14 protein-coding genes and 2 pseudogenes are annotated in these 12,822 nt (G+C 74.5%); 6 read left to right on the top strand and 10 right to left on the bottom strand.

Annotated elements, in window-relative coordinates; all coding sequences use genetic code 11:
• On the top strand, positions 1 to 517 hold a 517-nt coding region (locus JNW89_RS13470; protein WP_238449197.1), incomplete at its 5' end, for an ATP-binding protein.
• Here JNW89_RS13470 and JNW89_RS13465 read toward each other — a convergent pair.
• The 3 genes from JNW89_RS13465 to JNW89_RS13455 form a co-directional block, all read right to left on the bottom strand.
• Positions 476 to 1,762 (bottom strand): sodium:proton antiporter, encoded by a 1,287-nt coding sequence (locus JNW89_RS13465; RefSeq protein WP_238449196.1) that lies wholly within the window; start codon positions 1,760 to 1,762, stop codon positions 476 to 478. The two genes, JNW89_RS13470 and JNW89_RS13465, sit on opposite strands and share 42 nt — an antisense overlap.
• Before the next feature lie 68 nt (positions 1,763 to 1,830).
• Positions 1,831 to 2,544 (bottom strand): HAD family hydrolase, encoded by a 714-nt coding sequence (locus JNW89_RS13460; protein ID WP_238449195.1) that lies wholly within the window; start codon positions 2,542 to 2,544, stop codon positions 1,831 to 1,833.
• Between the two features lie 42 nt (positions 2,545 to 2,586).
• Positions 2,587 to 4,713, bottom strand: a complete 2,127-nt coding sequence (locus tag JNW89_RS13455) for a SpoIIE family protein phosphatase (protein WP_238449194.1) — start codon at positions 4,711 to 4,713, stop codon at positions 2,587 to 2,589.
• A 201-nt stretch (positions 4,714 to 4,914) separates the two neighbouring features.
• Between JNW89_RS13455 and JNW89_RS13450 the strand changes: the two genes are divergently transcribed.
• Positions 4,915 to 5,790 (top strand): hypothetical protein, encoded by an 876-nt coding sequence (locus JNW89_RS13450; protein WP_238449193.1) that lies wholly within the window; start codon positions 4,915 to 4,917, stop codon positions 5,788 to 5,790.
• A 68-nt stretch (positions 5,791 to 5,858) separates the two neighbouring features.
• Here the strand turns inward: JNW89_RS13450 and JNW89_RS13445 are convergent, their stop codons facing one another.
• Positions 5,859 to 6,227 carry a DUF6401 family natural product biosynthesis protein gene (locus tag JNW89_RS13445; RefSeq protein ID WP_238449192.1) on the bottom strand — a complete coding sequence of 123 codons (369 nt, stop codon included), beginning with the start codon at positions 6,225 to 6,227 and terminating at the stop codon, positions 5,859 to 5,861.
• A 165-nt stretch (positions 6,228 to 6,392) separates the two neighbouring features.
• Between JNW89_RS13445 and JNW89_RS13440 the strand changes: the two genes are divergently transcribed.
• Positions 6,393 to 6,854 (top strand): hypothetical protein, encoded by a 462-nt coding sequence (locus JNW89_RS13440; RefSeq protein ID WP_238449191.1) that lies wholly within the window; start codon positions 6,393 to 6,395, stop codon positions 6,852 to 6,854.
• A 148-nt stretch (positions 6,855 to 7,002) separates the two neighbouring features.
• On the opposite strand, the gene JNW89_RS13435 is transcribed toward JNW89_RS13440, so the two are convergent.
• The gene (locus JNW89_RS13435; RefSeq protein ID WP_238449190.1) at positions 7,003 to 7,215 is read right to left on the bottom strand and encodes a hypothetical protein; all 213 of its coding nucleotides are present in this window, start codon (positions 7,213 to 7,215) and stop codon (positions 7,003 to 7,005) included.
• A gap of 129 nt (positions 7,216 to 7,344) precedes the next feature.
• Between JNW89_RS13435 and JNW89_RS38745 the strand changes: the two are divergent.
• Both JNW89_RS38745 and JNW89_RS38740 read left to right on the top strand, forming a co-directional pair.
• Positions 7,345 to 7,887: pseudogene (locus JNW89_RS38745) on the top strand (sugar MFS transporter); the annotation flags it as partial.
• A 143-nt stretch (positions 7,888 to 8,030) separates the two neighbouring features.
• Complete coding sequence (locus tag JNW89_RS38740; RefSeq protein ID WP_375155088.1) at positions 8,031 to 8,558, top strand: sugar MFS transporter; 528 nt, start codon at positions 8,031 to 8,033, stop codon at positions 8,556 to 8,558.
• Between the two features lie 48 nt (positions 8,559 to 8,606).
• On the opposite strand, the pseudogene JNW89_RS13425 reads toward JNW89_RS38740, so the two are convergent.
• The 4 genes and pseudogenes from JNW89_RS13425 to JNW89_RS13410 form a co-directional block, all read right to left on the bottom strand.
• Positions 8,607 to 8,870, bottom strand: a pseudogene (locus JNW89_RS13425) (hypothetical protein).
• A gap of 115 nt (positions 8,871 to 8,985) precedes the next feature.
• Positions 8,986 to 9,447 (bottom strand): SRPBCC family protein, encoded by a 462-nt coding sequence (locus JNW89_RS13420; protein ID WP_238449189.1) that lies wholly within the window; start codon positions 9,445 to 9,447, stop codon positions 8,986 to 8,988.
• Between the two features lie 52 nt (positions 9,448 to 9,499).
• A complete protein-coding gene (locus JNW89_RS13415) occupies positions 9,500 to 9,916 on the bottom strand; it encodes a DUF2795 domain-containing protein (protein ID WP_154938983.1) in 417 nt (138 codons plus the stop codon).
• A gap of 58 nt (positions 9,917 to 9,974) precedes the next feature.
• A complete protein-coding gene (locus tag JNW89_RS13410; protein WP_238449188.1) occupies positions 9,975 to 10,958 on the bottom strand; it encodes a YihY/virulence factor BrkB family protein in 984 nt (327 codons plus the stop codon).
• 147 nt (positions 10,959 to 11,105) lie between these two features.
• On the opposite strand from JNW89_RS13410, the gene JNW89_RS13405 reads away from it, so the two are divergent.
• On the top strand, positions 11,106 to 11,528 hold the full coding sequence (locus tag JNW89_RS13405; RefSeq protein WP_238449187.1) for a ChaB family protein: 423 nt from the start codon (positions 11,106 to 11,108) through the stop codon (positions 11,526 to 11,528).
• Positions 11,529 to 11,588: 60 nt separating this feature from the next.
• On the opposite strand, the gene JNW89_RS13400 is transcribed toward JNW89_RS13405, so the two are convergent.
• A partial coding sequence (locus JNW89_RS13400) for an aldehyde dehydrogenase (RefSeq protein ID WP_238449186.1) occupies positions 11,589 to 12,822 on the bottom strand: 1,234 nt, incomplete at its 5' end.

Below are 12,822 nucleotides of genomic sequence, written 5' to 3'. Positions count from 1 at the left end.
GCCTCGACGTCGGCCGAGCGGGGACGCGGCCTGCTGCTCGTGCAGCAGCTCTGCGACCTGGTCGACATCCGCGCGGTGGACGGTGGCACCACCGTCCGGTGCACCTGGACCTGCCGGCGCCGGCCGCGATGCCCGCCCCGCGGTCAGCCCCGGACTGCCCGCCGACCGCGTCGACGACCTGCGGATCGCCGTCACCGAGCTGGCCGCCAACGCGATCACCCACGCCGGCGGGCCGGCCACGGCCCGCTGGTGGGTGGCGGCGCCGGACGAGCTGGTCTGCGAGATCAGCAGCCACGGCACGCTGACCGACCCGCTCGCCGGCCGGATCCCGGCCTCGACGTCGGCCGAGCGGGGACGCGGCCTGCTGCTCGTGCAGCAGCTCTGCGACCTGGTCGACATCCGCGCGGTGGACGGTGGCACCACCGTCCGGGTGCACCTGGACCTGCCGGCGCCGGCCGCGATGCCCGCCCCGCGGTCAGCCCCGGACGCCGCCGAGTGCGGGCTCGCCCCGCTCTGACGGCTCCTTCGTGCGCTCGCCCGCCCGGTCGAGCAGCTGCATGACCGGGGTCGCGGCGATCCCGTGCACCACCACCGACACCACCACCACCAGCCCGACGGTCGCCCAGATCAGGTCGGCCTGGGGGAAGTCGGTCTTGCTGGTGGCGTACGCCAGGTAGTAGAACGACCCGACGCCACGGATGCCGAACAGCGAGATCACCCAGTGCTCGGCCGGTCGGCCGGGCGCGCCGCGCAGCGACAGCCAGGCCACCAGCGGCCGGACCACGAAGAGCAGGGCCAGGCCGACCGCCGCTGCCGGCCAGGTCAGCGGCGCCAGCAGACCGTCGATCACCGCGCCGCCGAAGAGCAGCAGCAACAGCACCGTCAGCAGCCGCTCGATCTGCTCGGCGAAGTCGTGCAGCACCGAGTGGAACTCGTGGGTACGCTCGGCCGCCCGGATCGCCCGCGCGGCCACGAAGACGGCCAGGAAGCCGTACCCGCCGACCACCTCCACCAGCCCGTACGCCAGGAAGGTGGCGGCCAGGGCGAGGAAGCCCTCGGCGTGCCGGGCCAGCCGCAGCTCGCTGGGGGCGCGGAAGAACAGCTTGCCGAGCAGCCAGCCGACGAGCAGCCCGCCGCCGACGCCGACGACGAGCTTGTAGAGCACGTCGACGGTGAACCAGTCGGCGAGCCAGTCCGCCGGGGCGAGGCTGGTGGTGGCGATGGCGATGGCGGCGTACACGAACGGGAAGGCCAGCCCGTCGTTCAGGCCGGCCTCCGAGGTGAGGGCGAAGCGGACCTCGTCCTCGGAGTCCTCCACGTCGGTGGGCTCGCCCACCTGCACGTCGGCGGCGAGCACCGGGTCGGTCGGGGCCAGCGCCGCCCCCAGCAGCAGCGCGGCGGCCGGCACCAGGCCGGCCCACCACCAGCCGAGCAGCGTCACCGCCGCGATGCACAGCGGCATCGCGATCGCCAGCAGCCGCCAGGTGGACGACCACCGCCGCCAGCTCAACGGCCGGTCGATCTTGAGACCGGCACCCATCAGGGCGACGATCACCCCGATCTCGGTCAGGTGGGTGGTCAGGTCCGGATGGGCCAGCGGGTCCGGTGACGGCAGCCCGGTGGGCAGCAGGAAGACCAGCATGCCCAGCCCGAGGAACGCGATCGGCATGGACAGCGGGCGGCGCTCCAGCACCCGGGGCAGGATCCCGGCCAGCAGGGCGCCCACGCCCACCAGCGCGAACGCGACATCGACCGGTTCCACGGCACCACCTCTCGCACCTCGCCCGCGCCCGCGCGCGAGGTGGGGACTGTGCCCCGTGCTCCGGAGGGCTAAGCCTCGGTGTCCGGCTTGTCCCGCGGTGACGTCCGCCTCGGTGTGACGAGAGGGGAGTCGGCCAGCCCGGCCAGCAGCGCCGCCGGGTCGTCGTAGACGGCGACCGCGCCGGCCCCGGCCAGCTCACCCCGGCTGGTGCCGCCGCAGGTCAGCCCGACGCAGGGGATGTCGAGCTTGGCGGCGGCGGCGACGTCCCAGACCGAGTCGCCGACGAAGACCACCCGCCGGGCGTCCAGGCCGGCCTGCTCCAGGGCGGCCACCAGGATGTCCGGCGCCGGCTTGCTCTGCTGCGCGTCGGCCGACGAGGTGACGGTGTCGACCGCGTCGTCGGCGCCCAGCGCGGCACGCAACGCCCCGACCTCGTGCTCGGCGGCGGAGGTGGCGAGCACCACCCGCAGGCCCCGGGCGGCGCAGGCGCGCAGCAGGTCCGCCGCGCCGGGCAGCGGGGCGAGGCGCTCCCAGTACTCGGCGAAGAGGCTGTCGTGCGCGTCGCGCAGCTTGCCGTCGGCGGCCCGATCCCGTTCCGGGCCGAGCAGGTGGTCCAGGAGCTTGTCCGAGCCCATCCCGATGGACCGGTGGATCAGCGACATCGGCACCGGGTGCTCGGCCTGCCGCAGCGCCTCCCACCAGCTCACCGTGTGCAGGTAGGTGGTGTCGACCAGCGTGCCGTCGACGTCGAAGAGGACGCCGGAGGGACTCTCTGCGCTCATGGGCGTCCTCCTACCCCGCTCGGGCGGCGCTGACGCCCGTGCTCATCCCGTCGGGATGAGGATCTCGAACCAGACCGTCGAACCACGGACCGTGGGGTCGGTGCCCCAGGCGTCGGAGAGCTGCTCGATCAGGCCGAGGCCCCGGCCCCGGCTGCTCAACGTGTCGGTCTGCGCCCGGGTCACGGTGCCCCGGGTGCCCGAGTCGGCGACCGACACCAGCAGTCGCTCCGGGCTCAGGTCGATCTCCACCCGGGCGGCCGTGCCGGCGTGCAGCAGCGCGTTGGTGGTCAGCTCGCTGGTGCACAGCACCGCGGCGCCGATCACCGCCTCCGGCACCCGCCAGTCGGTCAGCTGCCCGGTCAGCCAGTGCCGCACCCGGCTCGGCGCGGTCGGCTCGGCCGGCATCTCCATGCTCGCCGAGCGGCTCGGCTTCACCGCGTGCTCCACCGCCAGCACCGCGACGTCGTCCTCCGTCGCCCCGTCCACCGCACCGGTGGCCACCGCGCAGAGGGCGCGCGGGTCGCCGCTGGCCGCGCCGGCCACCGCCGTGACCAGCACGTCCAGCCCCGCGGTGAGGCTCTGCCGCCGCCGTTCGACCACCCCGTCGCTGTACAGCAGCAGGGTGTCCCCGGGCTGGAACGGCACGGTCGCGGTACGGGGCCGGCAGCCCAGCCCCAGCGGGGCGCCCGCCGGCAGCTCGACGAAGGCGGCCGTCGCCGAGCCGTCGGGGTGGCAGCGCCGGATCAGCGGCGGCGGATGACCGGCGCTGGCCAGGGTGATCTCGCCGCGGTCGGCGTCCACCACGCCGAAGACCACGGTGACGAAGAGCTCCTGGGTGCCGGTCTCGGTGCCGAGGCTGGCCACCAGCCGGTCCAGCCCGGTGAGCACGGCGTCCGGGCGCGGGTCGGCCAGCGCCAGGGCGCGCAGCGCCGCCCGTACCTGGCCCATCCGGGCCGCCGCCTGCACGTCGTGGCCGGCGACGTCGCCGAGGACCACGCCCAGGTCGCCGGTGGGCAGCACGAAGGCGTCGTAGAAGTCACCGCCGGCGGCGTTGCCGTCGACGCCGGGGTCGTACCGGGCGGCGATGCGCAGCCGGGGCAGCGCCGGCAGCCGCTCCGGCAGCATGCTGCGTTGCAGCAGCTGGGCGGTGCCGTGCTGGGTCTCGAACCGGCGGGCCCGCTCGGCCGCCTGGCCGACCAGCTCCGCCGAGGCGGCCAGCAGCGCCCGCTCCGCCGCCGACCAGCCGTGCGGCGTCCGGTAGCCGACGGCGAGGCCGCCGCGGATCACCGAGGAGCGCAGCGGCAGCGCGGCCAGCGAGCGGATCTTCTGGTCGTGCCGGTCGATCGCGCTCGCCCGCAGCGGTTCGCCGTCGCCGACGAAGTACGGCACGCCGCTGCGCGCGGTCATCACCACCGGGGCGGGGGAGTCCGCGGCGGTGGGCCGCCACAGCGGAGGCAGCCGCTCGTCGGCCTCGTCGAGCAGTTCGCCCCGGATGCGCCGGACCGTCCGCCAGCCGGGGCCGTCGTCGACGGCGAAGGTCACCCGGTCCGCGTCGAAGGAGTGCAGCGCGTAGCGCAGGGTCACCCGGGCCACGTCGTCGAGGGTGAGCGTGCCGGAGAGCGCGGCGGCGAAGTCGCTGAGGCTCTGCAACTGCTGGGTGAGCTGGGTGGTCTGCGCCGCCACGGTGAGCACGCCGACGATCCGGCCGGTGCTGTCGCGCACCGGCGAGTGGCCGCGGGTGAAGACGGCGTGGTCGCCGGTGGCGGCCAGCTGCCGGTCGACCGGCAGCATCGACTCCCGCTGGAGGAAGGACTCGCCCCGCCGGTAGGCCCGTTCGATCACGTCGCCCACCCCGGGGGTGTGCCAGAGGTCCGCGAAGACCTGGCCGGCGGGCCGGCCGAGGGCATCCGGGTGCCGGTCCCCGATCAGCTCGGAGTAGCCCTGGTTGTAGAGCAGCACGAACTCGTCGCCGTAGTAGAGCGCCATCGGCACCGGCGAGGAGAGGATCACGTCGACCAGGGCGCGCACCGCCGGGTCCCACCGCTGGGGCGGCCCGAGCGGGGTGCCCGCCCAGGGGTGGGCGAGCACGGCCGCCGCCACCTGCGAGACCGGGGCCGGTCCGGGGGCGGCGGGTGGTGGCGTGGGGACTCGCCCGACCGTGCCTGGCATGTCACGCAGCCTAGCCGGAGCGTCGCGCAGAGGTTTGGATCATGCCCCCCGACCGTGCCGGACGGCCCGGCGGCGGTGATGTTAGGGCAGGTCAGGAGCCGTTTAGGGGGACATGTCGGGAAATTGATCCCGGGTGTCGCGGCGTGCTCGGGAAGCGACCGGGTATCCGGCCGGCGCAGTCCATGCGACAGGAGGGACATCATGCCGGAAACCCTTGCGGTCAGGCAGGCCGACATCGGCGACGCCGTGGCCGACATGTGGAGGTCGGTGCTGCTCTTCATCCCGAGGGCGATCGCGTTCATCGCGATCCTCGTGGTGGGCTGGATCATCGCCAGAGCGGTACTCAAAATCGTGGACAAGGTACTGGAACGGGTGGGGTTCGACCGGGCGGTCGAACGGGGTGGCATCAAACGGGCCCTGGAACGCACGAAGTACGACGCCAGTGACATCCTGGCGAAGCTCGCGTACTACGCGGTCCTGCTGTTCACCCTGCAGTTCGCCTTCGGGGTGTGGGGACCCAACGCGATCAGTGACCTGATCCGGGGCGTCGTGGCCTGGCTGCCGCGCGCGTTCGTGGCCATCGTCATCGTGGTCGTGGCGGCCGCGATCGCCAACGCCGTCCGGGACCTGGTCACCGGCGCGCTGGGCGGCCTCTCGTACGGCCGGATCCTCGGCGACCTGACGGCGGTCTTCATCCTGGCGCTCGGCATCATCGCCGCGCTGAACCAGGTGGGCGTCGCCACCACGGTGACCACGCCGGTGCTGATCGCGGTGCTCGCCACGGTGGCCGGCATCCTGATCGTCGGCGTCGGCGGTGGTCTGGTGAAGCCGATGCAGAGCCGCTGGGACCGCTGGCTGGACCGGATGGCCGAGGAGTCGCGGGCCATCCAGGTGCACCGCCAGGCTCAGGCGGCCGGGCGGGGCGACATGAACCGGCAGATGGCCGACCGGGGCGGCGAGCGCGTTCAGCCCATGGCGAGCGCCGAGGAGGCCAGGGCGGCGGCCGGGAGCCGGGGGACGTACCAGTCCGGCAACGTGGGCGAGGAGACCCAGCAGTTCCGCCGTCCGGGGACCTGAGTCGGAGGCGTACCGGTGGAGGGGGTCCGTGCGTGGCGCGGACGCCCCTCCGTCGTGTGCCGGTGGGGTCAGGCCGCTTCGAGGTGACGCGGGTCGAGCGTGCGGGCCAGCGCGCAGACCGCCAGCAGGCGGATGCGCAGCCAGTCCGGCTCGGTCCAGTCCACCGCGCCGGTGGGCGGGGTCATGCCGTGCTCCAGCGCGGCTGCCCGCAGCCCGTCGGCGTACCCGACCAGCGCCGCCGGGGTGAGCGGGCGCCGGTCGCCGTCGAGGCTGTCGCGTACCGCGGCCGCGTGCTGGTCGACCATCGCGAGCAGGCCGGGGTTGGCGGCCGCCGCGGCGAGACCGGCGGCGCCGACCGAGGCGCTGAGCAGGGCGAGGGCGGACCGCGCCGCGTTCGCGGCGGTCCGGTTCGCGACCTGGGAGTACGGCACACGCATGGGGACCGAGGTTAGTCACCCGGCGGCCCGGGCGGCCTCGGCCGCTCGGCCGGTCCCGGGGCCTCTTCCGGTCGGCCGCCCTCCTCCGCCGGGATTGACCCGGCGGAGGGTGGGCAGAAGGAGAACCGCGCGCGAACGGGCGCAGCCGGCACCTTGGGGGGACGGATGGGACAGCACGACGACGGCCCGGACCGGCAGCACCGCCGGCCGGACGGGGTGACCGACGAGACGGTGGCCGCGCTGGGCAAGCTCAGCGAGGCGCTGGAGACGGTGGAGCGGGCGCGCGGGCACCTCTACTCGCTGCACCAGTTGATCGGGCACGCCGACCTGATGCTCGACGACGCGGTCGCGCAGTTGCGGGCCGCCGGCCACGAGGACCTCGCGGAGCGGGTCCGCACCGAGCTGCTCGGCCGCAACGTGATCGCCGGTCGGTGGACGTTCCAGATCGTCGAGGACTTCGACGACAACTACTACCGGGTCTTCCGCGAGCTGGACCGCGCCGCCCGGGACCAGCTGGTGGACGGCCGCCGCCACCTCTACGAGGCGGAGATGAAGGAGCGGCGGCGGACCCAGGGCCGGCCCGGGCACGAGGCCCGCCCCGCCGAGCCCGGCTCACCCCGGGACTGACGCGAACAGCACCGTCTGACCGCGTACGCCCTGCATCGGGTCGACCGGCCCCGCCGGCGACCTGCCCGCAGCGCAACTTCCCCGACCCGACCCCCTGACCCCGGCCCCCGCCGTTCGAGGTGTCGCGGGGCCGCCCGTCAGGTGGGTGTCAGTCGGCCGACGACGCGTCGGCCGGCCGACGCCGGCTGGTGTCGTCGGCGATGATGACGGTCGCCACCATGAGCGCGACGCAGAGGCTGAACAGCCAGGAGTCGTCGGCGACCAGCTTGGCCGAGACCGGGGCCTGGAGCGCGGCGAGCAGGAAGCCGAGCCAGGCGAGACGCCGCTGACGTGGGGTGAGGATGCCGGAGCCCTGTTGCATCCCGAAAGTCTGACGCGGCACCCCCCGGTTGCCGTCACCCGATCGGCCGATTCTGGATGGGCTGTCCGCATTCCTGCCCGTCCGGGCGTTGCTTTTTGCCGGTTCGGAGGAAGTCGTCGCCGGCTGCAAGTGTTCTCGGCGGGTACGGCAGGATGGCCCCCCGTGTCCGTCACCCCGCCCCGCGCCTCCCTGCTCCTGCTCGCCTACCTCGCCTTCGTCAGCCTCGGCCTGCCCGACGGGCTGATCGGGGTCGGCTGGCCGTCGATCCGCGCGGACCTCGGCGTACCGACGGAGGCGGTCGGGCTGGTGCTCACCGCGGGCACCGTCGGGTATCTGACCTCCAGCGTGCTCGCCGGCTTCACCCTGGCCCGACTCGGCGTCGGTCGGCTGCTGGCCGGCAGCACGGTGCTGGCCAGCCTGGCGCTCACCGGGTACGCCTCGACGCCGGAGCTGGCCCTGATGATCGGTTGCGCGCTGGTCCTCGGGCTCGGGTCGGGCGCCGTCGACTCCGGGCTCAACGCGTACGCGGCCGGGGCGTTCGGCCCTCGGCACATGACCTGGATGCACGCCTGCTTCGGCCTCGGGGTGGCGCTCGGCCCGCTGATCATGACCGGCGCGCTCGGCGCCGGGCTGAGCTGGCGCTGGGGCTACGGGCTCGTCGCCGCCGCGCAGCTCGCCCTGGCCACCGCCTTCGCGCTGACCGTACGGGCCTGGCGGCCGGCGGGCCCGGCCGTACCCGTCGTGGCCGGACCGGGCCGGTGCCGGTGGGCGAGACGCTGCGGCTGCCGGCGGTCTGGCTGGGCGCGCTCGCCTTCATGCTCTACGTGGCGATCGAGATCAGCGCCGGGCTCTGGGCGTTCCTGCTGCTCACCGAGGGGCGCGGCCTGTCGGCGACCACCGCCGGCCTGTGCGTCTCCGGCTACTGGGGGAGCCTCTTCGTGGGGCGGGTCGTGCAGGGCGTGGTCGCCGAGCGCATGGGCGTCGGTCGGGTGCTGCGGGGCAGCCTGCTCGGCATGACGGCCGGCGCCCTGCTGATCGCGCTGCCCGCTCCGGCCTGGGTGGCGGTGGCCGGCCTGGCCCTGGTGGGCTTCGCCGCCGCCCCGGTCTACCCGCTGCTCACCCTCGCCACCCCGGAGCGGGTCGGCGCGGCGCACGCGGACCGCGCCATCGGCGTCCAGATCGGGACCGCCGGGCTCGGCGCGGCGCTGATCCCCGGCGGGCTCGGGGTGCTGTTCGGGCACACGTCGGTGGCGTTGCTGGGGCCGGCGCTGACCGTGCTGGCGGTGCTGCTGCTGCTCGTGCACGCCCTGGCCGGGCGCCGGTCGGTGGCCGTCACCGGCTGAGGGGACACGTCCGCCCCCGGGCGGGTCCCGCCCGGGGGGTCTCGTGGCTCAGAGCGTGTCGGGGCCGGTCGGCCGGTCGTGGACGGCCGGTACGCGCGCTCCGAGTCGGTCATCTCCCGCCGCTCGGCCTGCGGCCCGGCGCCCCCGGTCCACCGCCTCGGGGCCGTGCCCGAAGGCGGCCTCCTCGCCGGCGTCGTTGCCGGTGACGTCGTCGGCCTGCCCGTCGATGGTCGAGCGGGCGATCGCCCGGTCCAGTTCCCTCAGCGGGGTCTTCTGCTCGTCCCGCCACACCCTGTCGTCGTTCTCCGTCATCCCCTTGGCGTACCCGGGGTGGATGATCGCAAACGGCCGGCGGGCGGGCCCGGACGCGGCGATGGCCGCCGGATCCACCGGCGGCCATCGGATGCGTGAGTTCCGGGGGAGCGCCTCACGGCTGCGGGCGGTCCACCTTGCCCCGCCAGGCGCCGGTCTCCTGGCCGCGGCGCTCGATGAACTGCTTGAACCGCTCCAGGTCGCCCTTGGCGCGCCGGTCCACCACACCCAGCTTGTCGCCGGCCTTCTCCACCACGCCGTGCGGCTCGAAGTCCATCTGCAGGGTGACCCGCGTCCTGCCCTCGGCGAGCCGGTGGAAGGTGACCACGCCGGCCTGCTGGGTGCCGCCGGTCGACTTCCAGGCCACCCGCTCGTCGGGGAGCTGCTCGGTGATCTCGGCGTCGAACTCACGCTTGACCCCGGCGATGTCGACGGTCCAGTGGGTCATCGTGTCCGTCAGCTGCCGGACCTCCTGCACCCCCTCCATGAACTGGGGGAACTCCTCGAACTGGGTCCACTGGTCGTACGCGGTGCGGATCGGGACGGAGACGTCCACGTGCTCGGTAACGCCGCTCATGACCATTCCTCCTCTGGCCGCCGGTGTTCGTCCGGATCGTGGGCCGATCCGGTCACCAGCGGGTCGTCTCGTTCTTGTGACCGAGTGCGGCCCACACCTCGGAAACGGTGCGGTACCGCGTACCGTCGGGCAGCCGCTCCAGCTCCTCGATGAGGTCTGCGGGCGCCTGGTTCTCGCGGGCGTTGGCGATCAGCTTCTCGCGGTCGCCCGGCAGGGCCGTCATCGTGATGAACCGCCCGAGCCGGCTGCGGTCCTCGACGTCCCGAGAGCTCATGCCCTTCGGGGCGCCGCTGCGCAGCTCACCCGCCGGCGCCGTGGTGGCGCCCGGCTGGTCCTCGCCGGCCGGCTCGGGCTCGCGGAACTCCTCGGCGCGCGAGCCCCCGGTGCCCGGGCCCTGGACCAGGCCGGCGACCTCCTGGCTCATCTGCTCGTCGAGCCTCGGTCCGTGCTTGCTGCTGCCACGTTCCAGTTCCATGCTGTGGTGCTACCCCTGGCAGCCCCCGGGAAACGCCGAACCCGGCACGCGGTCACGAATCGGCGGGGGCCTTCGGCGGCAGGACCGGCTCGCCCGGATCCTCCGCCCCCGCCTGGAGCACCCGACCCCGTTGCAGCTCGGCGTTGATCTGCACGCCGAACATCAGCGCGCAGTTGGACAGGTAGAGCCAGACCAGGAAGGCGATGACCGCGCCCAGGCTGCCGTACGTGACGTCGTAGGAGCCGAAGTTCGCGACGTACAGGCCGAAACCGGCGGAGGCGAGGATCCAGGAGAGGAGGGCCACCGCCCCGCCGGGGGTCAGCCAGCGGAACCTCGGCTGCCGGACGTTCGGGGCGATCCAGAACAGCAGGGACAGCAGCGTCATCATCACCAGCGCCAGCACCGGCCACTTGGCCACGCTCCACACCGTGCGGGCCAACCCGCCGGCGCCCAGCAGATCGCCCACCGCGTCGGTCACCGGCCCGCTGACGATCAGGCCGAGCGCCACCACGGCGAGCAGGATCAGCGTCACGGCCGCCAGGCCGATCTGCAGCGGGCGCAACCGGTAGAACGGCCGCCCCTCCTCGACCCCGTAGATCGCGTTTGAGGCCCGGGTGAACGCGCCGATGAACCCGGACGCCGACCAGAGCGCGCCGAGCAGACCGAAGCTGAGCAGCACCTTCGCCCCGCTCTGCTGGTCGACCACGGTGCGCACCACCGACACGAAGCCGTCGTTGGCGACCACCGAGCCGGCGCCGATGTCGCGGGCCAGCCCCAGCACCGTGTCGACGGTGCGCTCGCCGTCGGAGACCAGGCCGACGAGGGCGACCACCACCACGGTGGAGGGGAAGAGCGCGAGTACGCCGTAGTAGGTCAGCGCCGCCGCCCAGTCCGCGCAGTTGTCCTTGACGAAGTTGCGCCCGCTGCGCACCAGCACCCCGCGCCAGGTGGACCAGCTCAGCTGGCGTACCCGGCGGGGGACCCGCAGGCCGTCCCGGCCACCGGCGACCGCGGTCGGCTCCGTCGTCGCTGCCATCGCCCGCTCCCGTCCCCGCCGGCGCACCCGGCACTCGCTGGCCCCGCCGGTACCCGGTGCCGGAAATCGACAAACCCGGCGGGCGAGTTTGCCGGTCAGGGCCCGGGGAACCGTTCATACGCAGACATCGACGCGGAGGAGGACGAGATGCCCGGGCGCGAGGTACTGCCCAGCACGCTGCGGCGCTCCCCGAAGAAGGCGCAGCGCACCTGGGAGAAGACGCACGACTCGGCGGTGGAGACGTACGGCGAGGGCGAGCGGGCGCACCGCACCGCGTTCGCCGCGGTCAAGCACGAGTTCGAGAAGGTCGGCGACCACTGGGAGCCGAAGGGACGCAAGGGACCCAGCGACCGCCAGGCGCAGGGTGGCGGACCGGCCCGACGGGCTCCCACGGCGGGCGGCGTGGACGCCAACGCCAAGAAGGACCACCTGATGGAGGTGGCCAAGAAGCTGGACGTACCCGGCCGGTCCCGGATGACCAAGCCGGAACTGGTCAAGGCGATCGAGAAGGAGAACAACCGGCAGACCGCGGAGGCCCGCGAGAAGTCCAAGGCCCGCAGCGGTCGCTGAGCCGGGGGCACGACGCACGGGAGCCCGGGACCACACGGTCCCGGGCTCCCGCGTTGCCGCTCACCAGTGGCCGCCGCCGGGGGCCTCCAGGTGCACCGTCTTCACCGTGCTGAACTCGTCGAGCAGCTCCGGGCCGTACCCGAAGCCCTGGCCGCTGCCGCGGCGCGGCTGCGCGGCGCCGCCCGGCGCCCCGCCGAACACCGCGTTCACCTTGACGGTGCCCACCGGCAGCTCCCGCCAGGCCCGCTGGGCGTGGCTCATCGAGGCGGTGAGCACCGTGCCGGCCAGCCCGTACGGAGAGTCGGCGGCGCACCGCAACGCCTCGCTGAACGAGTCCACCACCACCACGGGGGCCACCGGCCCGAAGGTCTCCTCGCGGACCAGCGTCATCTCGTGCCGGCAACCGGTGACCACCGTCGCCGGGTAGAACGCCCCCGGCCCCTCCGGCAGCACCCCCCCGGTGCGCAGCGTCGCCCCCTCGGCCACCGCCGCGGTCACCTGGCCGTGCACGTGGTCGCGGTGCCGCCGGTCCACCAGCGGGCCCAGCTCGGTCGCGGGGTCCCGGCCGGGGCCGATCCGCAGTGCCGCCGCCCGCTCGACCAGCGCGTCGGCGAAGTCCTCCGCCACGTCCCGGTGCACGTAGATCCGCTCGACGGCGACGCAGATCTGGCCGGCGTTGGCGAACGAGCCGATCGCCGCCTGCCCGGCCGCCCAGACCGGGTCCACCCCGGCGTCGACGATCAGCGGGTCGCTGCCGCCGTTCTCCAGCAGCGCCTTCGCACCCGTCCGGGCGCAGGCCGCCGCGATGGCCCGGCCGGTGGCGGTGGAGCCCACGTGGGCCACCATGTCCACCTCCTGCGCGGCCAGCGCCGCGCCCACCTCGGCACCGCCGGTCAGCAGGGACAGCACCCCGGCCGGCAGGGCGCCGTCGAGGATCCGGGCCAGCAGCCAGCCGGTGGCCGGGGTCCGCTCGCTCGGCTTGTACAGCACCACGTTGCCGGTCACCAGGGCCGCGCCGAGCAGCCCGCAGGAGACCGCCACCGGGTCGTTCCACGGGGTGATCGCGGCGACCACGCCGCGCGGCTCCGGCGCCATGAAGTCGATGGCGTGCGCGCCGCCGTGCAGCGTCCGCCCGCCCCGCACCGGGCCCAACTCGGCGTACTGTCGCAGCGTGCCGATGCCCGCCTCCACACCGCCCCGGGCGTCGGCGAGTGGCTTGCCCATCTCCGCCGTCGTCGCCCCGGCCAGTTCGTCCGCCGCCGCGGCCAGCGCGTCCGCGGCCCGGTGCAGCGCC

The sequence above is a fragment of the Micromonospora sp. 4G55 genome (assembly GCF_016803375.1).
The sequence above is the reverse complement of the archived record's forward strand: the minus strand, read 5'-3'. Positions and strand labels throughout refer to the sequence as shown.